We start from the raw sequence: 19372 nt of genomic DNA on the forward strand, positions 1-19372 counted from the left end.
GGGCTTCTGTTTTAGTTTACCGCCCAGGAAAGTACTGCTTGTGTGACTGCCTGGTTAGGGTTGGATTGTTTGAAGTTGGCAACAATCATTGCGGATTTCGGCTTTCTGAAGTATGCCTGAATCGTTGAGTCGTCTTGAGTTTTAATGCTTGGCTTGTAGCCGCTCTTTTCTAGTGCCTGGCTGAAATCTTGATATACAGTCTTCAGGTCGGCAGTGGTTTCGAAGTAATGGAACTGCCGATCTTTATCGTCCTTGGTTGCCATGTAGCTTTTCGTGCTCTTGACATTGTTCAAAGAGATCTTGTTGCCTTCCTGGAGATTCAAGTCGGTCGTGTTTGGAGCATCGCACGCGGTCAAGAAAAGGGCCAGGATCGAATACAGAGCAATTTTTTTCATGTTTGTTCCGAGATTAATTCAAATTTGATGTGCTGTGATGGTGAATTGCGCTTTCAGAGCATTTTTCATTTCAAATGCAACCATCGTGGTCTCGATCTGTTGCATGAATCCAAGGCCGCTGACGCCTTTAACAAGTTGATCGTCGTTCCAGCCAGTGACGATCGTGCAGGGGCTGTTGGAAGCGATGGTAATTCGATAACTGGACGCAGGGTGATGAATCTCCACGCCATCTGGAGTCTTTGTCACCTGGGTGCCGTCACCGCAGTGGAACAGGCTGAACATCGGCTTGTCTTTCACCGTGGTATGAATCTCATCGCTGATATCGAGTTGCAGGCGATCCAGATGACCTGTAATGCAACGTTTGACCAGGGTGTCTGCGAAGGCATCATGCGAGCCCAGCAGGGTAAAACTGTTGGCGATGACCTCCCCGGCAAGTTGGGCGTGGCCAGGTTCAATACTGTATGGCACATCGCCAATAACTGGATTGTTATGCGAGTAGGCACCTCGCAGGAAGCTTTGTACTGGCTTGAGGTACTCATGCGAGTAGAAGCTTGGATCAATCAACCACTCGATACCATCCATGAACAAAGTGAAAGACAGATTGTCTTGATGCTTATGGGTCTTGCACAGCGAGGTTGCAAACATACTCAGCATGTAAGCGGTCTGTGCATGGTTGCCCTTGATAATCGCGTACCCCGCTGTCGGAAGGATAGTCGCGGAGGCAGTTGGGTAGTTTTGGCTTCTACGTACCGTTTCCAGGTCCGGATTGGCGCGGCGGAAAGTGTCGCCCTGCGCAGGGGAACGATTATCCGGGTAGCGCAAGAAGTCAGAGAACCTGAGCAGTTCTTCAGCGACGGTTGGAATGGTCGTGATGTGCGAGCTCTGCTCCGCCAGCTCGCCGGCAAAAGCGATCAGCCGTTGTACACCTTGGTGGTAGCCGATGGAGTTTTCCACAAACACCGCATAACCGTTGTCGCGAACGATCAAGGTGTCAAGCTGATCGCTCAGGCGTGACAAGGCCAGCGACTGCCAGCGTTCGGAGCACGGGAAGTCAGGCATGGCCAGGCTGGTCGCCAGCAGCGCCATATCCTGGAACCAGGCATGGTTGTGATAGCGGGATGCCTGGTGGGAGGCATAGAACATCTCCGAAGCCAGCAACTGGGCATGCTTGAAGATGGCTGCGCGCAGACGCACCATGAAGCGGGTGTCGAACTGGTGCAGTACACCAATATCCCAGATCATCAGGAACGCCAGCAGGCGCTCGGCGGTGCCGTGGTCATACCAGGCGAACTTCCGGTCCTCGTCAGCATTGAAATAGCTTCGCTCAAGCCAGTTACTGGTGAACTCACGCGCCGGGAACAGAGGGGCTACGCTACCTTCCTGCCGAGCATGCAGCATCAGGATGATTGCCGGATGCAGCGAGTGCCACGAAAAACGATAGGTGCCAACAGCGTCAAGGTCGTCCGGCAGCGTCAGTTGCCAGTCCCAGTCCAGGCCAATGTTTCCATAAAGTGGGCAAACGCCCTTCTGCAGGTAGTCATTCGCCTGAGTGGGGACATCCTTGAAGCATTTCTCCATGTACGCATACAGGGAGTCGCGAAGCGCTTCGGGCAGAGGCGCTCTTGCAAAATTATCGGTCAGCCAGGCTGCGGGCTTGTCGTTTTCATGCCAGCAGGTGAGGCGCTCGATTTCCAGCGTCGAGCCTTCTTCTCGAGGCTGTCCTTTGAAATAGAGCTTGATTTCTTCGAAGTCGCAGGCAGGGGGCACAGCCCAGTCATTTTGAATACCGAATGCCAGGTCGTTGTGCCCAATGGTGAAATCGATCCACTCGCCTCGGGCGGCATTCACGATTTTCACATGGCGGTAGCTGCCCTCGACTGTGTAACCAACACCGATGTAGTTCAGCTTTTCCCAGTCCGATATGCGGAACCTGAGGTGCAGGCCGTTACCGTGGTAGCTCCGTGGCATCTTGAAACGAAGCTGGTAAACGCTCGCGTTACCATTGAAAGTAAACACGGGATTGCCGTCCAGCATCGCGGAGCGCGCATTGCCGCTGAAATGCTGAAGATTGAAAGGCTCGTCGACCTCACTACCGTGATTGCAGAACGATCTGTAGTCCAGAATGTCCCGGTCGGAAAGGAAGTCCAACGTCGGCTGGTTCCCGTTGGGGATTGGCGTAGCCTCGATTTCGTCTTCCTTGAAGAAGTGATCACGGATTTTCTTGAGCATGTTTGTAATGTTTTCTGAATAGTGAAGAGGGCGCGGCCCTCAGTGGCGCTACGGGGCGCTCAGTCAGTTCGCCGACAGATGATCGCCATGCCCGCTGCGGCGGCAGTTCTGCTGCCGCGCGGTCAGGGATGCCAACAATTGGCTTGGCACCGGGATCATGCTTATCGAATCAGCTTGATTTCACGGTCGATGATTGAATGCTTGGCAGTCTGTTGCTCAACCCGCGCGCGCGCTGCAGCGGACATCTTGCGGAACAGTTCTGGCGATTCGATCACCCGCGCGATACCGTCTGCCATCGCTTGGGCGTCATCGCCAGGTGCGAGGATCCCACATTCATCATCGACGAACTCAGGGATCGCTGTAACCGCGTTTGTCACAGCGACCAGACCGGAAGCCATCGCTTCATCACGGGAGACGCCTTGGGCATCCATGCGTGTCGGGCAAAGGAACAAGCCGTACTGTTTGTGCAGCGCTGCAATTTCCTGATGCTTGAGGAAGCCGCGTTCGATCGTCACATTGCTGAACTTGCGCAGTGGGGCGAGGGTATCCTCGAACAACACGCCATCACCGATCATGCGGAATTCTAGATCGTTGAAATACGGTTTCTTCGCCAACAATTCGATCGCCTTGACACTCAGGTCGTTTGCGTACTTGGCCGAGGCATAGGGGCGGATTGACAGCAGCTTCATACGCTGCGCTTCCGGCTTGGCCTGGTACGAGAAGGTTTCCGTATCGATCGGGTTATGAATGATTTCATAGCGGTCTTCAGGGATACGGAAGCCGACATCCTCCATGACTTCTTCAGCGAAGTAGCGGGATACGAATACCAGTTTCAGATTGGCTGGCATGTTGCTCAGTGTCTCGCGCCAGAACGCCATACGCTTTTCGCTCTCGGCTTTCGCCAGCGCCAGCTGATGTTCATCCGAGTAGTTGTACTCGCGACGCCACCAAGGCTGTACCTCTGCCCCGTGCACCCACACCACTACCTTCACGCGATGAGCGAAGCGCTTGAGCACCTCCCACATGTCGGGGTCAAGGAAGTGCACCAGCACACTTTTGTACTGGCCACTTTCAAGCATCTTGGCGAGCGTGGTCTGACACCCGGTTACCACATCTACGTTCTGGAACTCGTGATAACTGACTGCCTGGTTCCTGCGCATGCGGAAGATGTCGACATTCAGGTTTTGCTCCTGATAAGCCATCACACGGCTGTGCACAAAGCCGTTGCGATACAGGTCTTCATAGGCCGGATAATGGTTAGTGACAACCAGGTGTTGCGAACGGCCCAGCATTTCCGAAGGTTGCAGATTACGGTGGCCCAGCACCAGTGCTTTGATCTCGGTGTTGCCGGAAGCGTAGGCGCGCAGGCCGAAGCGCACGAAGGCGGCTTCCGGTGGTACTTCGCAAGTCTGGTTACGGTTGGCGTGCTGCATCACGTGGCTGATCCGCTGCTTCTCGGCATCGAGGAACAACACAACCAGTTGCAGGTTAAGGCCAGGCGTGCAGTCGAGGTAGAGCTTGAGCTTCCGGTCCTGGATGTTCAACTGGTCCAGACTCGCTTCATTCAGCGCATACACATACTCGTGCTTGCCATCTGCCAGCTTGGAGCTCACGCGCCAGTTATCGAGATCAACGGTCAGGTCAAGAAACTTGTTGTGCTTGACTCCGAACATCCCGGCCAAGGTGCGACCGGTGATTTCCGGCGAGTCATGGCTCACCTTCAGAGGCGCAATGGCCTGGGCCCGCGCCTGTAGCTGGTCGATGCTCATGCCGACGTTCAGGTCCAAGTCATCAACCTTGGCGCTGATGTGGTCCTGTTGTGCTGACCCGTTCTCGCAATAGTTGAACGGATCGATAGCCAGGCCTTGTTCGTGTGCGTACTCCAGCGATGGCAGGCCCTTCAACCAGTTGAGCAATGGCTGGCCGGCAACGATTTCGGTTGCCACCAACGCGCGACGTGCGCTCAGCGTTTGAGCAGGGCGGTAGGCCTGTTCATTCGCCTGCAGTTCGGCTTCTTGCCCTTTGCAGGTGAAGTGCGCCGCTTTACCCACCATCTGTGCACGGCTGTAGCGCGTTGCCAGGGCAAGGTCCAGCAGGTAATTGGGGCCGTAATAGTCGTCCGGTACGAATGCGGCAACCCACGGCGTATTGCCAACCAGTTCGCCAAGGCTGGATTTCTTCAGCTGGGCTGGCTTGAACACCAGAATACGAGGGTCATCACTGACGATGCTGCTCTGATAGGCATCGGTGATGATGACCATGCGCACCTGGCTGTAGGCCTGACGGTTGAGGTGGGCACGCAGCATGTCGAACTGTTGGCGGTCCTGCGCTTCGCAGACCACCACGATTTCCGGCAGGCGCTGGGCCGTGACGGTGCCTGTCACCTTGCTGAGCACGTATTCCAGACGCTGGGTGTAAGTGTGCTCCTGCATCACTTTACGTAGCGCGGCGAGCTTTAGCTTGTCATTGTTGAGCGGATTCTGGGCCAGCAGTTGCAGGCGGCGCAGCATTTCTTCGCCGTTGTCGGTGGTGACGACCAGGTCGCCAAACAACAGGCGCACTCCGCGCGAGAAGTTGCTGACGGTAATGGTGTTGCAACCCAGCAATTCGAACACTCGCCGCGCGAACATCGATTGTGATTGCTTGATCGAATTCAGGTTGATCGCGTAGCGGTAACCCTTGTAAGCGGTGTCGATTTTCTCGAAGGGCAGGGTGCCTACGATGTACGGCTGGTACTCGTCGGGGAACTGATAGTTCGCATCATTCTTGCCGAAGTTGCGGTCGAAGATTTCCAACGGTCGGAACTTTGGCAACTCGCAGACGAAGTTGCCCAGGTCGCGGGTACGCTCGGGATAACGGGCGTAGTAAGCGCCGGCAAAGCAGAACGCGTCTTTGCGTTCGTACAGCTCGATCGGATTATGCAGCGCTGGCTGGCAGGCGAACGGCAGCAAGTAGACACGCTCGTGACCGAGTGCACCCTTGTAACGGTGGATGCAGTCGATATCGGTGGTGAACACATGGTCGAAATGCTTGGCAGTGGTCAGGAAGGTTTCGAAGTGAACCGGGTCTTCCTTGTTCCAGAACACGGTTGGTACTTTGTTCTGGCGGCACCAGGCCAGGATGTCCTGCAGTTCCTGGCTATTGTGGCCAACTTTGCTGCCCCACAGTTCGTCCTTGCCGCGCCAGGCCGATTCGATGAACAGCAACTCCGGGCCGAAACCTTCCAGCTCTGCTTTCCAGTTGCCAGGCGTCAATTGCATCAGGTCGCATTCATAGCGGTAGGAACCGAAGGTGAACTCGTCCATGACGCACGCCACTTTCAGGCGGCTCAAGGGTTGCTCGGCCTGAAGCAGCAGCGTAGCGCGGCTCTGCGCGCTGGTCGGCAGGGCCACTGGGAGTTTCAGGTAGTTCTCATCCTGGACAACCGGTGCAGGTGGCAGCAGGGCTTTCATCGGCTCGTTGGCGATGCGCTTCTGTTCACTCTGTTGGCGTTGCTGGTTAGCTTTGCGGTACAGACGCAGCAAGCGCACCGGCAGTTTCACCAGCCCACCCAGGGACGTGGCGCTGCTCTTGATCTGGTAGCCCAGCTGATAAGTGATGCTGGTGCGTGTCTTGACCAGACGTTGTTCGGCCAGATGACGTTGCGTATTGGCTCGCTGCAGATCGGCGTTGAGCTCATCGATCTTGCGCTGCTGCGCGGCACTGCGTTCCAGCAACTGATTGAGGTTGGCCTTGAGTTGCGGGATCTGTTCAGTGCTGACGGTACGGTACTTCAAGTTTGCCGCACCCAGGCCTGCTTTCGACGAGTTGAGCTCGTTTTCAAGCTGCATGCGCAGGCTCTGCCATTGTTCATTGGTAGCCGCCAGGCTCGCTTCCGCGGCTTGGCGGCTGGCAGTCTCGAGCGTCAACTGTTCGATCAACGCATCGTTGGCCTGATTCAGCGAGGCAATGGTTTCTGCCTGTTCTGTCTGGGCGTCCTGTGCTTGAGCGTTGGCCTGGGTCAGTGCGTGCAATTGCTCTTCCAAACCATTGCGCAGCTCCACCAGGGTATTGATGGTGTTGGCCTGGGCAGCATGCTCACGCTCGTTGCGCGCCTGTGTTTCGCTCATCGCCTGCAACTGGCTTTCCAGTTCAGCTTGGCGTGCTTTCAACAGGGCGATGGTTTCGGCCTGTGCAGCGTCGGCCCGCTGGGTTTGGGCCTGCAATTCCTTCATATACTCCAACTCGCTTTCAAGTTCGGCTTCCAATTCCGCTTGGCGCATGCGCAGCGTAGTGATGCATTCATCTCTATCGGCAATATCCTGATTGCTCGTTTCTTGCAGCTGGCTAATTGCGTCCTTCTGCTGCTCCAGCGCGGCTTCCGAGGTGGCCAGGCGCTCGCGCAAGGAAGCAATGGTGCCTTCAAGGGCTGCGTTCGTCTGATCCGCCTGGGTTCGGCTTTCGAGTGCGGCCTGCAGAGCTGCCTGCTTGGCGCGGAGGGCAGTGATTGTATCTACGTGAGCAGCATTGGTTTGTTCGGCTTCGGTGGTCGCTTGCAGCTGATTTGCCAGCTTGGCTTGCAAGGCAGCTTGCTGGGCACGAAGCACGGTAATTGTTTCTACATGACCATCGTTGATCTGCCGGGCTTGCACCAGTTGCCCGGACGATGCAGTTTCAAGATCCGCCACTTGCTGAAGCTGGCCCTCCAGTTGCTCGTGTTGAGCCTGCAGTGCGGCGATCTTGGCCGTCTCGTTAGCTGCCAGTTCCTCAGCCGCTATCCGTAGCTGATTCGTGGATAGCACCTGTTCTTCGAGGTTGTGAAGGGATTGCTGCAGAACCTCCAGTTCCTGATTCCGCTGCCCCAGTTGGCCGGTGGCTACAGTCAGTTCCCGGCACGCCTGGCCGCGAGCGCCGTCAAGCGCCTCGATCTGCTGTTGCAATTGCGTATGCTGCTTGGCGTCAGCGAGGATTCTTTCGTTGGCCTCGCCGATCTTGGCCCTGAGCGAATCGAGCTCTTCATTGAACGCCTGAGTGCTGCGAGCGGCGGCCTGTTGAAGCGCTGCAATATCGGCATCGCGGTTTTGCAGTTGCCTGGATAAGGCTTCAACCTTCTGCGATTCGGCCTTGAGTTGGGCAATCTGTTCGTTGGCAGTGCGATACTTCTTGTTGGTATCTTCCAGCTGCTTGCTGGTTACACCGAGGCTTGCACGCAAAGAGCGCTCAATGGATTCGAAAGCTTTTTCAAGCTCACGGACGCGATCGATCGTCAGCGAGTCAATAACGCCAGGTGTATGCGCTTCGTTCTTCACCGCCACGATACCCAGCCACTTGCCAAGCATTTTCACTTCAACGATCTGCAAGTGCTCAGCCAGCAACCGGAACGGCTCCATCAGGTAGAACGTATGCTTGTGGTCAATGAAGTCATTGACCCCGAACGGTACGGTGACCACCAGCCGGCCACCCTGCTTGAGCAGGTCGCGGGCTTTCTCGATGAACAGCTCCGGGCGCACCAGGTGTTCAAGTACTTCGCTGATGACAACGGTGTCCGGTTCGACCTCCAGCGTGTCCAGCGCCAGGAAGTCTGAATTGATGTACGTGACGTTCTGCTGGATATGCGCAGGTTCGGCAGCCAGATAAGCCCTTGCCTCTTCGATGGCCTGCGGGCTGGTGTCCACGCCGGTGACCTGGCAGCCTTCACGGGCCAGCAGCAGGGGCACGATACCCTGCGAGCAGCCGACATCCAGGACCCGGCGCCCTTTGACCTGGGCGCAGATCCAATGGATGCGGGACTGTGTCTCCCGCATGAACTGCTCCCCAAGCTTGCCGTAATAGGCTTCCATCACGCGGTCATGAATATCGGCCAAGGGTGAAGGCAGCTCTGTGTTCACGGAAGGTTTCTCAAGCGTGGGGTTGTTCATGCGGTTGGGTCCATCAAGCCTGGGTAACGCCAGCGGCGTCGATCACGAATGCTGCGTCGCGCACGTTGAAGGTGCCGCGGAATTCGCGGTGCTTCACCAGCAGCACGTGGATGTCGGCGCTGTCCTGGGCGAAGTCGAACTCCACATGCTGGTGGCGCGCCAGGCGCTGCGGCAGGGCTTCGATGTTCGGCTCGACCAGCTGCAGGGTGGCTTCCAGCTCGTTGCCCAGGCGCTCGGCTATGCTCAGGGCCGGGCTTTCGCGCAGGTCGTCGATGTCGGCCTTGAAGGCCAGGCCGTAGCAGGCAATTTTCACTTGCTGGGCCGACTTGCCCGGGTTCTTGATCAGGAAGTTGGCCAGGGCCATCTTGACCTTGTCGATCACCCACTCAGGCTTGCTGTCGTTGACCACGCGTGCAGTGCGGATCAGGCGTGCTTGTTCAGGGGTCTGGCTGACGATGAACCATGGGTCGACGGCGATGCAGTGGCCGCCCACGCCAGGGCCAGGCTGCAGGATGTTGACGCGCGGGTGGTGGTTGGCCAGGCGAATCAGTTCCCACACATCGATGTCCAGCTTGTCGCAGATGATCGACAGTTCGTTGGCGAAGGCAATGTTCACGTCGCGGAAGCTGTTTTCGGTCAGCTTGCACATTTCGGCGGTGCGCGCGTTGGTGACGATGCACTCGCCTTCAACGAAGGTGCGGTACAGGCGTACGGCCGCTTCGGAGCACTTGCGGGTCATGCCGCCGATGATGCGGTCGTTTTCCACCAGTTCGCGCAGCACGTGGCCTGGCAGTACCCGCTCGGGGCAGTGGGCGATGCGGATGTCGGAGTCTTCGCCGTGGCTTTGCGGGAAGCTCAGGTCCGGGCGGGCCTGGGCGAGCCAGAAGGCCATTTGCTCGGTGGCGCCGACCGGTGAAGTGGATTCCAGGATGACCAAGTCGCCCTTTTTCAGCACAGGTGCGATGGCCTTGCTGGCGGACTCGATGTAGCTCAGGTCCGGCTGATGGTCATCCATGAACGGGGTCGGCACGGCGATCAGGAAGGCGTCGGCAGCTTCCGGAACGGTAGAGGCGCGCAGGAAGCCTTCGGTTACGGCAGCGTGCACCACCATGTCCAGCTCAGGTTCGACGATGTGGATTTCGCCACGGTTGATGGTGTCGACTGCGTGCTGGTTCACATCGATACCGATTACCTGCTTCTTGCGTGCGGCGAAAACGGCAGCGGTTGGCAGGCCGATATAGCCCAGGCCCACGACGGAAATTTTATTGAAGCTCATGCTGCGTCCTCGGAATTGGAAAATGCGGAGAGTGCGTCGAGGATTCGCGCGCACGCTTTTCCGTCGCCGTAGGGGTTATGGGCGAAGCTCATCTCGCGATAGGTCGCCTCGTCGGTGAGCAGTTTCACCAGGTGTTCGGTGATCGACTCCACATCGGTGCCCACCAGCTTGACGGTGCCGGCGGCCACGGCTTCCGGGCGCTCGGTGGTGTCGCGCATGACCAGTACCGGCTTGCCCAGGGCAGGGGCTTCTTCCTGGATGCCGCCGGAGTCGGTGAGGATCAGGTACGAGCGGGTCATCAGGTAGACGAACGGCAGGTAGTCCAGCGGCTCGATCAGGTGGATGTTGCTGACGTCGGCCAGCAGGCGGTTGACCGGTTCGCGCACGTTGGGGTTGAGGTGGACCGGGTAGACGATGTCCACATCAGGGAACTGACGCGCGGTTTGCACCAGGGCCTGGCAGATGCGCTCGAAGCCGCCACCGAAGTTTTCCCGGCGGTGGCCGGTGACCAGCACCATGCGACGCTCTGGGTCGAGGAAGCTGAACTGGCTTTCGAACTGGCTTTTCAGCTCGGGGCTTTCCAGCTTGCGCACCACTTCGAGCAGCGCGTCGATCACGGTGTTGCCGGTGGTGTAGATGGTCGCGGCGTCAGTACCTTCGCGCAGCAGGTTGTCCTGCGAGGTGGAGGTGGGCGCGAAGTGCAGGGCGGCCAGGGCACCGGTCAGGCGGCGGTTGCCTTCTTCCGGCCACGGCGAGTACAGGTTGCCGGTGCGCAGGCCGGCTTCCACATGGGCAATTGGAATCTGCTGGTAGTACGCGGCCAGGCTGGTGGCCAAGGTTGTTGCAGTGTCGCCGTGCACCAGCACCACATCCGGCTTGAACTCGGCCAGCACCGGTTTCAGACCCTGCAGGATGGCAGTGGTCACATCGGTCAGGTCCTGGCCGGGCTTCATGATGTTCAAGTCGTAGTCAGGCGTGATCTCGAACAGTTCCAGTACCTGGTCGAGCATCTGGCGATGCTGGCCGGTTACGCAGACGCGCGACTCGAAACGGTCATCCTGGGCAAGGTTGAGGGCCAGAGGTGCCATTTTGATAGCCTCTGGGCGGGTGCCAAATACGGTGAGGGTCTTGAGGGACACGGCAACAGTCTTCTGTGTGTGGGTGACGGCGGTTGGGTCGGGTACTGCGGGTATGAACAGCGGGGCTACACAAATCGGCCGGCGGACGTGGCCTGGGTGGCGTCGCGCGCGCGCAAGGGAGCAGGTAGCTCGGAGGGGGATGAAGAAACATTCATGATGGCTCGGATCCTTCAAGCAGGGCGGTTGTCCAATGGCCGCAAATTTATCATTTCGTCATCAATATGACATCCCGTCTGGCACGTTTTTTTCCCCTGAGGAGGGTATTCAGCCCTTATCTATCAGCAGATTGGATCCGATTTTCGCAAGTTGCATCAGAAAAAACGATTGTTTGATGTTATTCAGGCATCATGCCAATAAAGTCAATACGACTGTGGCATACGACGAACGGGCGGGAGCCTTGTCCGGCAAGGCTTGTAGGAAAAACAACAGCTTTTGATCTGAATGAAACCCAAATTAAACGGGAATTTACCTAGCGGCGATTTGCAAGCGCCTTTGTTTCATGAAGTTATCCGGAAATATGGCTTAACGCCACTATTTTGGGTGGGCGAAGTTGCTTTTCTCAATGTCGGATTCCGTAACGATTAACCGCACCAAGTGCCTGTTTGCAGTAGGTCAGAACCGCTAGGGTTGTTTGCACAGCCGAAGGAAACCGGCTGCTGGATATGACCAACCCAAGGAGTGTTCACCATGCGTAACAACGTACTGTCGTACCTGCTGCTGCCGCTGTTCACCAGTCTGTCCTTTTCCCTCAGCGCCGCCCCGGCCAGCACTACTTCGGTGGCCGAGCCGGTGCCGGTTGTGGCGCAGGTACAAACCCAGGAGGCGCCTCGGCTGGACTTGAACAAGGCTGATGCGCTGACCTTGCAAAAGGAACTGAATGGCATAGGCAAGACCAAGGCCGAGGCCATCGTGGCCTACCGGGAGGCCAACGGGCCGTTTGCTTCGGTGGATGAGCTGCTGGAAATCAAGGGGATTGGTAACGCCTTGCTGGAGCGTAACCGGGACAAGCTGATGGTGGAATAAGTGGGGGAAGGGCTGGGGCTTGTGTCCTGGCCCTGACTTTCATGAAGATTCAATTGAGAACTGAATTCGAAAGCGGTCCGCGTAGCCTGTGGGAGCGGCTTTAGCCGCGAAGAACCCAACGCGGTGCATGGCACCGGCTGCAGCCGGTATTCGCGGCTAAAGCCGCTCCCACAGGGCCCTCTGCTGACCCAATGAGTTATGTGCAACTCTATGAAAGCGGCCTTGCGACGCAGCCGTGCTAGCGGTCCTGCGCATCCTTGGCATCCGCTTGGGCATTGCGCTCATGTACCTTGCGCAACTGCTCGTCAGTCAGCGGCAGTTTTTTCGCCGTGTCGCGCAGCAGCATCAGCCCGCCGATGATCGAGCCGAGGGCTACTATGAGTATCAGCCAGGCATACCAGGGCATTGTCGTTCTCCTTTGCTGATGAAGGGCAGCGCGTGTACGCATGTTGAGTAATTGCCCGTTCCGTTGGTTCAATTATAGGGGCCAGCCACCGCCAGGCCAATTCCGTGACCCGCGGGCCCCAAAGCCTGCGTCACTTCGTTTACAATGCGCGCCGTTTTCGACTTGCCAAGAGACCCTGCCATGTCCGCCTGCCAGACGCCCCTGATCGTCGCCCTGGATTTCCCTACCCGTGAGGCCGCTCTGAAGCTGGCTGACCAGCTTGACCCTGCGCTGTGCCGGGTGAAGGTGGGCAAGGAGCTGTTCACCAGCAGCGCTTCGGGCATTGTCGAAACCCTGTGCGACAAGGGCTTCGAAGTGTTCCTCGACCTCAAGTTCCACGACATTCCCAACACCACTGCCATGGCGGTGAAGGCTGCGGCCGAAATGGGCGTGTGGATGGTCAACGTGCATTGCTCCGGTGGCCTGCGCATGATGGCGGCCTGCCGTGAAGTGCTGGCCAAGCGCAGCGGCCCGCAGCCGTTGCTGATTGGCGTGACCGTGCTGACCAGCATGGAGCGTGAAGACCTGGCCGGCATCGGCCTGGATGTCGACCCGCAAGAGCAGGTGCTGCGCCTGGCGGCACTGGCCGAGAAGGCGGGCATGGACGGCCTGGTGTGCTCGGCGCTGGAAGCCCCGGCACTGAAGGCGGCGCACCCGTCGCTGCAGCTGGTGACCCCGGGTATTCGCCCGGCGGGCAGTGCGCAGGATGACCAGCGCCGTATCCTTACCCCACGCCAGGCACTGGATGCGGGTTCGGATTATCTGGTGATCGGTCGCCCGATCAGCCAGGCGGCGGACCCGGCGCAGGCGCTGGCTGCGGTGGTGGCGGAGATTCGTGGGTAAGTAGCGCGTATCGAAAAAGGCCAGCACCCATGTGCTGGCCTTTTTCAGATCAAGGCACGCAATGGCTTGATCAGCCTTGCCAAATAAATCGGTAGCAATGTCAGCACAAATACCCCCACCGCCAATAGCGGTATCAGCCATGCCAGCGAATGCCCCTCGATCAGCGGCCCATAGTAGATGCTGGCCCTGTTCATCATGAATACGTGCAAGCAGTAAAGCCCAAGTGTGCAGCCTGACAGCTCGGCCAGTAGCTTGCTGTGCTGTACCAATTGTCCGCCCAGCGCGAGCAGTAGGCGGAAGGCGCAGATAGCGGCCAGCACTACCAGCGGTGATACATAGGAATAGAAGACCTGGCTAGGCAAGCCTTGCTGCACCGACAGATAGTGGGTTGCGGTGGCTGTCAGGACGCCGGCAATGAGGAACCCGCCAAGGTTGAGCAAGGCGTTGCCTGGGCCATACAGGCGAATGTGCTCGAATACGTAAGCCCCCAAAAATGCGTAACCGGCAAACCCCATGAACGAGAACAATTCAAAGGTACTGGTCAGGTTGGCTAGCGCCGGGACGAGCTGCGCGATGGTGGGGAGCAGGCAGCTGACTATCAGCCACAGGCCCAGGAACACCCGCTTTTCCTGTGGTCCGGAATGCTGGTAGATCTTTGCCATGTACGGCATGAACAAATAGATGCCGATAATCGTGTACAAGTACCACAGGTGGTAGTAGACGGGGCCTTGAAGCATCGCCAGGGCGGTTTGCCAAAGGCTGCCATATCCGATGCCCATCGTGGTCCGCCACAGCGCATAGAACGCAGACCAGAACACCAGCGGCGGCAGTATGCGCACGAATCGCTTCCGGTAGAACGTGACGGCACCTTCTGCCCGGTTCAGGAGCAGGGCGCCGGACAGCATCAGGAATAGCGGTACGCAAGACCGTACCAGCGAGTTGTAGAGGTTGGATGACATCCAGTTGTCATCCAGTCGTGCTGTTGCGGCCGAAGCGATGTGGAGCAGTACGACCATCAAACAGGCTACGATCCTGCAAAAATCCAGCCCGGCATAAAAACGTTGCTGCATTCAGTTGCCACCTTTTCGCTGCCTTGCGCAATGGGTGCTTGTGGATGCCTGAATCTAGATAGGGTGGCGGAAACTGCAAGCGGCGAAACTGCCACAACACAGTCCAGTGTCGAATTTCAAGCAAAGCGCACCACCTGTGGGGCCGGGTGATCCCACAGGTGGCGACCAAGTGTCAAACCTTCAGCACCAACTTGCCAAAGTTCTCCCCCTTGAACAGCTTGAGCAAGGTCTCCGGGAACGTCTCCAGGCCTTCCACCACATCTTCCTTGCTTTTCACCTGCCCGCTGGCCAGCCAGCCGGCGATCTCCAGCGCGGCTTTGCCATAATCCTTGGCGTGATCCATCACCACAAAGCCTTCCATGCGCGCGCGGTTCACCAGCAGCGACAGGTAGTTGGCCGGGCCTTTCACCGCTTCCTTGTTGTTGTACTGGCTGATCGCGCCGCAAATCACGATGCGCGCCTTGAAGTTGATGCGGGTCAGCACGGCGTCAAGGATCTCGCCGCCGACGTTGTCGAAGTACACGTCCACGCCTTTCGGGCATTCGCGCTTCAGGCCGGCCAGCAGGTCTTCGGCCTTGTAGTCGATCACCCCGTCGAAGCCCAGTTCGTCTTTCAGGTACTGGCACTTCTCGGCACCCCCGGCAATGCCGACCACGCGGCAGCCTTTGATTTTGGCGATCTGCCCGACAATGCTGCCCACCGCACCCGCGGCGCCTGAAATGACCACGGTGTCGCCGGCTTTGGGCTGGCCAACCTCGAGCAGGGCGAAGTAGGCGGTCATGCCGGTCATGCCCAGCGCCGACAGGTAGCGGGGCAGGGGCGCGAGGTTCGGGTCGATCTTGTGCAGGCCCTGAGCATCGCCGGTGAAGTAGTCCTGCACGCCAAGGGCGCCGCTTACATGGTCGCCCGGTTTGTAGGCGGGGTGGTTGGAGGCCACCACCTCGCCAACGCCCAGCGCGCGCATCACCTGGCCCAGGGCCACGGGCGGGATGTAGGACTTGCCTTCGTTCATCCAGCCACGCATGGCCGGGTCCAGCGAGAGGTACAGGTTGCGCACCAGCACCTGGCCTTCGCCGGGTTGTTCGGCGGGCACGCTTTCGAAACTGAAGTCGTCACGGCGCACGGCGCCGACCGGGCGTTTGGCGAGCAGGAAGCGGCGGTTGGTCTGGGTCATGGCGGGTCCTTGTGGGCAGTGGAAAAGGGTGGGTATTGGCGTAGGGGTCAAATCTACCCTGTTGATCCCGGCAGGTGCTCAACATCACTGACAAGCATGGTAGCCCAACCGGTGGCGTGATGATGCTGCCTGGCCGGGTGGTCGCTGACTATGCTCTGAGCCCCACCCAGCACGCTTTGGAGCACGTGATGAGCATGACCTTTTCCGGCCAGGTAGCCCTGGTCACCGGCGGCGCCGCAGGCATTGGCCGGGCAACTGCCCTGGCTTTCGCCAAGGAGGGCCTGAAGGTGGTGGTGGCCGACCTCGACCCCGCCGGTGGCGAGGCCACCGTGGCCTTGATCCGCGCGACCGGCGGCGAGGCGCTGTTCATTGCCTGTGACGTTACCCGCGATGCCGAGGTGCGCCAGTTGCACGAGCGCCTGATCGCTGCGTATGGCCGCCTGGACTACGCCTACAACAACGCCGGTATCGAGATTGAGCAGGGCCGCCTGGCCGAGGGTAGCGAGGCGCAGTTCGATGCCATCATGGGCGTCAACGTCAAGGGCGTATGGCTGTGCATGAAGTACCAGCTGCCGTTGTTACTGGCCCAGGGCGGTGGCGCCATCGTCAATACCGCGTCGGTGGCCGGGCTGGGGGCAGCGCCGAAGATGAGCATCTACAGCGCCTCGAAACATGCGGTGATCGGCCTGACCAAGTCGGCGGCCATCGAGTATGCCAAGAAGGGCATCCGCGTGAACGCGGTGTGCCCGGCGGTGATCGACACCGACATGTTCCGCCGCGCCTACCAGGCCGACCCGCGCAAGGCCGAGTTCGCCGCCGCAATGCACCCGGTGGGGCGCATTGGCAAGGTCGAGGAAATTGCCAGCGCGGTGCTGTACCTGTGCAGCGACGGCGCGGCGTTTACCACCGGGCACTGCCTGACGGTGGATGGTGGGGCTACGGCGATTTGAGCCGATATCGGCAGGGCGTTCTTCGCCGGCTTGCCCGCAGTTCACATCGAGTGCGATTGCTGTGGGAGCGGGCGAGCCCGCGAAGAGGCCCTTGCAGACCACCACAACGCCAACCCAACCGCCACACAGCCCACCAGCAACACCCCACCAAACACCAGCAGGGCCAGTCGCGAGCCCAGCCGGTCGCTCAGCAGTCCGGTGAAGATCACCGGCAAGCTGAACCCCAGGTACGCCAGCAGGAAGAACCCGGCACTGGCCCGGGTTTTTTCGCTGCCGGCCAGCTGGTTCACCGCCGCCAGCCCGCCCAGGTAGATGAACCCGTAGCACGCACTGCTGGCCGCCACCGCTCCCAGCAGTACCACGCCAAGCTGCCCGCTATCCGCCCCCCAGGCCAGCACGGCATAGCCGCATGGCAGTATCGCCAGCCCTGCCATGGTGGCCGACCGGCTGTGCAGGCGCCGCGCCATTGGCTGGAACAGCAATCCGCAGCTAATCACGCAGAAGGTCGAGAACCCCGACCAGGCGCTGAGCCCATGCTGGCGCAGGATGCCCGGCAGCAGGGCGATCACCAGCCCCGAGCAGGCCCACGCCAGCAAGATGGCCAGGCCATGGCTCACGCTGCCACGCGGGTAGCTGGGCAGGCGCAGCATGGGGGTGCGTTGGGCCGGGCGTGGGTCGGGCAGGCGCCACACCAGCACGATCGCTACCGCCGCCAGCAGCAGCTGCAGGTGGAAACTGCCCGGGGCCAGGCTCGGGCCGCGCAGCAGAAACAGGCTGGTCAGCGCCGCGCCCAGGCCAAAGCCCAGCGAAGTGCTGGCGGTGACCCAGGTGGCGGCGCGGGGGCCGTGCTCGCTGCCCATCAGCTCGCCCATGTAGGCGGTCGCCGTGGCGGTGGCCAAGCCTGTGCCCAGGCCCAGGCACATGCGCGCCAGGCCGAGGGTGTGCAGGCTGGGAGCCAGCACCATCAACCCGGTGGCGACCATCGACAAGGCCAGGGCGGCCACAATCAGCGGCCGGCGCCCGACCCGGTCGGCCAGGCCGCCCAGCGCCAGCAGCACGGGCAGTACGCCCAGCACGTAGCCGGAGAAGGCAATCGCCGTGGCGGCCGCGCCCTGGCCGGACAGGTCGGCGTAGGTGATGTAGAGCGGGGCCGGGAGGTTGACTGCCAGAGTGATGAGGCAGAGGGCGAAGGCCAGGCGGGAGGGGGCGGAAGGCATGGGAGGAATCCTGGTTTTCTGGTGGCTGTTCGGGCGCTTTCGCGGGTAAACCCGCTCCCACAGGTTCAGCATTGTTCTCAGGCTGGGTGCTATCCCTGTGGGAGCGGGTTTACCCGCGAAAGGGCCGGGCCTGCTCACTTTGATCTTTGGCTCACACCACCCACCAGACACACCACCGACCCTTTTATGCTTTACTGTTCGCTCAAAACCAGCGAACACTTGCCATGCACTTCGCCCTCGACCGCGCCAGCAGCACCCCTCTGGTGCAGCAACTCACCGACCACCTGCAAGCCTGGATCGACCAGCAACGCCTGCGCCCCGGCGCGCGCCTGCCTTCGATCCGGGCCTTGGCCAGCAGCCAGGCAGTCAGCGCGTCCTGCGTGATCGAGGCTTACGACCGCCTGGTCGCCAGCGGCTGGCTGGAGGCGCGGCACGGCACCGGCTTTTTCGTCGCCGAGCGCACACCCGGCCAGGCACTGGAAGACGCCCAGCCCTGGGGCGAAGCCGCCGATGGCAGCTGGCGGCAATTTCGTGAAGGCCATGAGCAGTTGCTCAAGCTGGGTTGCGGCTGGCTGCCCAGCAGCTGGCGCGCCAGCACCGAGCTGGCCCAGGCCGTGCGCCAGGTCAGCCGTGGCGACCCACAGGACCTGTTCGACTACAGCCCGCCCCTGGGCCTGGCCAGCCTGCGCCAGCAGTTGCACAAGCGCCTGGCCCGGCAGGGCATCGCCGCCGGCCCGGAACGCATCCTCACCACCCATGGCGCCAGCCACGGCCTCGACCTGCTGGTGCGCACCCTGCTGCGCCCGGGCGACACGGTGCTGGTGGAAAACCCCGGCTACTACAACCTGTACAACCTGCTGCGCCAACATCAGATCCACATGCTACCGGTGCCGCGCGCGGTCGACGGCCCGGACCTGGCCAGCCTCGAAACCCTGCTGGCCACGCACAAGCCGCGCTGCCTGTTCGTCAACAGCCTGTACCACAACCCCACCGGTACCAGCCTGACGCCGAAGGTCGCCTACCGCCTGCTGGAGCTGGCCCGCGAGCACGACCTGCGGCTGATCGAGGACGATATCTACGCCGACTTCCAGGAGGGCCCGGTCACCCGCCTGGCCACCCTAGACAGCGAGCAGCGGGTCATCTACATGGCCAGCTTTTCGAAAACCCTCAGCAGCTCGCTGCGGGTCGGCTACCTGGTGGCCGAGCCGGCGTTGCTGGGGCGGCTGGCCGAGTTGAAGATGGTCAGCGGCATCGGCACCTCGCGCTTTGCCGAGCAAGTCGTGGGGCAGATGCTGGCCAGTGGCAGCTACCGCAAGAGCGTGCAGCGCCTGCGCGTGCGCCTGGGGCAGGCCATGGCCAGGCTGCTCGGCCAGTTGGAGCAGGCGGGCTGGCAGGCGTTCTGCGAGCCCTACGGTGGCATGTTCGTCTGGGCCCGCGTGCAGGGCCGGGATTTCGCCAGCCTCGAGCGCCTGGCCCTGCAACACCAGGTGCTGCTCACCCCCGGCAGCGCCTTCGATTACCAGGGCGCGGCCAGCGCCTGGTTGCGCATCAATGTCGCCTATGGGCAGGACGCCCGCGCCCAGGCCTTCCTTCAGCATGCAGGGCGACCTCCGCAAAGCTGATAGCGACACACTCGTAGCTATTTGACACTATTCTGCTGTCAGGCCCTTGTTCAGCGGCTGGCAACGTTGCCACCCTTGGCCTTCGGGATAAC

The 19372-nt window shown here is 60.1% G+C and carries 13 protein-coding genes; 4 read left to right on the forward strand and 9 right to left on the reverse strand.

Annotation, left to right across the window (positions count from 1 at the left end):
- Positions 1-11: 11 nt before the first annotated feature.
- From C6A77_RS03540 to wecB, 5 genes are all read right to left on the reverse strand, one after another.
- Entirely contained in the window at positions 12-395 is a 384-nt protein-coding gene (locus tag C6A77_RS03540) for a hypothetical protein (protein ID WP_114168037.1), read from the reverse strand.
- 18 nt (positions 396-413) lie between these two features.
- Entirely contained in the window at positions 414-2624 is a 2211-nt protein-coding gene (locus C6A77_RS03545) for a heparinase II/III family protein (protein WP_241507380.1), read from the reverse strand.
- Between the two features lie 161 nt (positions 2625-2785).
- Positions 2786-8521, reverse strand: coding sequence for a glycosyltransferase (locus C6A77_RS03550; RefSeq protein ID WP_114168038.1), 5736 nt, complete (start codon positions 8519-8521; stop codon positions 2786-2788).
- Between the two features lie 13 nt (positions 8522-8534).
- Positions 8535-9797 carry a UDP-N-acetyl-D-mannosamine dehydrogenase gene (gene wecC / locus C6A77_RS03555; protein ID WP_114168039.1) on the reverse strand — a complete coding sequence of 421 codons (1263 nt, stop codon included), beginning with the start codon at positions 9795-9797 and terminating at the stop codon, positions 8535-8537.
- On the reverse strand, positions 9794-10936 hold the full coding sequence (gene wecB / locus C6A77_RS03560; protein ID WP_114168040.1) for a UDP-N-acetylglucosamine 2-epimerase (non-hydrolyzing): 1143 nt from the start codon (positions 10934-10936) through the stop codon (positions 9794-9796). Before wecB ends, wecC begins: the two co-directional genes overlap by 4 nt.
- Before the next feature lie 687 nt (positions 10937-11623).
- Here wecB and C6A77_RS03565 point away from each other — a divergent pair.
- Entirely contained in the window at positions 11624-11959 is a 336-nt protein-coding gene (locus C6A77_RS03565) for a helix-hairpin-helix domain-containing protein (RefSeq protein WP_114168041.1), read from the forward strand.
- Between the two features lie 238 nt (positions 11960-12197).
- On the opposite strand, the gene C6A77_RS03570 is transcribed toward C6A77_RS03565, so the two are convergent.
- On the reverse strand, positions 12198-12365 hold the full coding sequence (locus C6A77_RS03570) for a DUF2897 family protein (RefSeq protein WP_114168042.1): 168 nt from the start codon (positions 12363-12365) through the stop codon (positions 12198-12200).
- Positions 12366-12545: 180 nt separating this feature from the next.
- Between C6A77_RS03570 and pyrF the strand changes: the two genes are divergently transcribed.
- Positions 12546-13247, forward strand: a complete 702-nt coding sequence (gene pyrF / locus C6A77_RS03575; protein ID WP_114168043.1) for an orotidine-5'-phosphate decarboxylase — start codon at positions 12546-12548, stop codon at positions 13245-13247.
- 44 nt (positions 13248-13291) lie between these two features.
- Here the strand turns inward: pyrF and C6A77_RS03580 are convergent, their stop codons facing one another.
- Positions 13292-14317: an acyltransferase family protein gene (locus C6A77_RS03580; RefSeq protein WP_114168044.1), complete on the reverse strand. Its 1026-nt coding sequence runs from the start codon at positions 14315-14317 to the stop codon at positions 13292-13294.
- Positions 14318-14489: 172 nt separating this feature from the next.
- Positions 14490-15491: an NADP-dependent oxidoreductase gene (locus tag C6A77_RS03585; protein WP_114168045.1), complete on the reverse strand. Its 1002-nt coding sequence runs from the start codon at positions 15489-15491 to the stop codon at positions 14490-14492.
- 188 nt (positions 15492-15679) lie between these two features.
- Here C6A77_RS03585 and C6A77_RS03590 point away from each other — a divergent pair, with 188 nt between their 5' ends.
- Entirely contained in the window at positions 15680-16441 is a 762-nt protein-coding gene (locus tag C6A77_RS03590; RefSeq protein WP_114168071.1) for an SDR family oxidoreductase, read from the forward strand.
- A 41-nt stretch (positions 16442-16482) separates the two neighbouring features.
- On the opposite strand, the gene C6A77_RS03595 is transcribed toward C6A77_RS03590, so the two are convergent.
- A complete protein-coding gene (locus C6A77_RS03595; RefSeq protein ID WP_114168046.1) occupies positions 16483-17658 on the reverse strand; it encodes an MFS transporter in 1176 nt (391 codons plus the stop codon).
- Between the two features lie 224 nt (positions 17659-17882).
- Between C6A77_RS03595 and C6A77_RS03600 the strand changes: the two genes are divergently transcribed.
- A complete protein-coding gene (locus tag C6A77_RS03600; RefSeq protein WP_114168047.1) occupies positions 17883-19280 on the forward strand; it encodes a PLP-dependent aminotransferase family protein in 1398 nt (465 codons plus the stop codon).
- Positions 19281-19372 lie beyond the last annotated feature (92 nt).

Origin of the sequence: Pseudomonas sp. AFG_SD02_1510_Pfu_092, assembly GCF_003331055.1 — a bacterium.
Lineage (GTDB): Bacteria > Pseudomonadota > Gammaproteobacteria > Pseudomonadales > Pseudomonadaceae > Aquipseudomonas.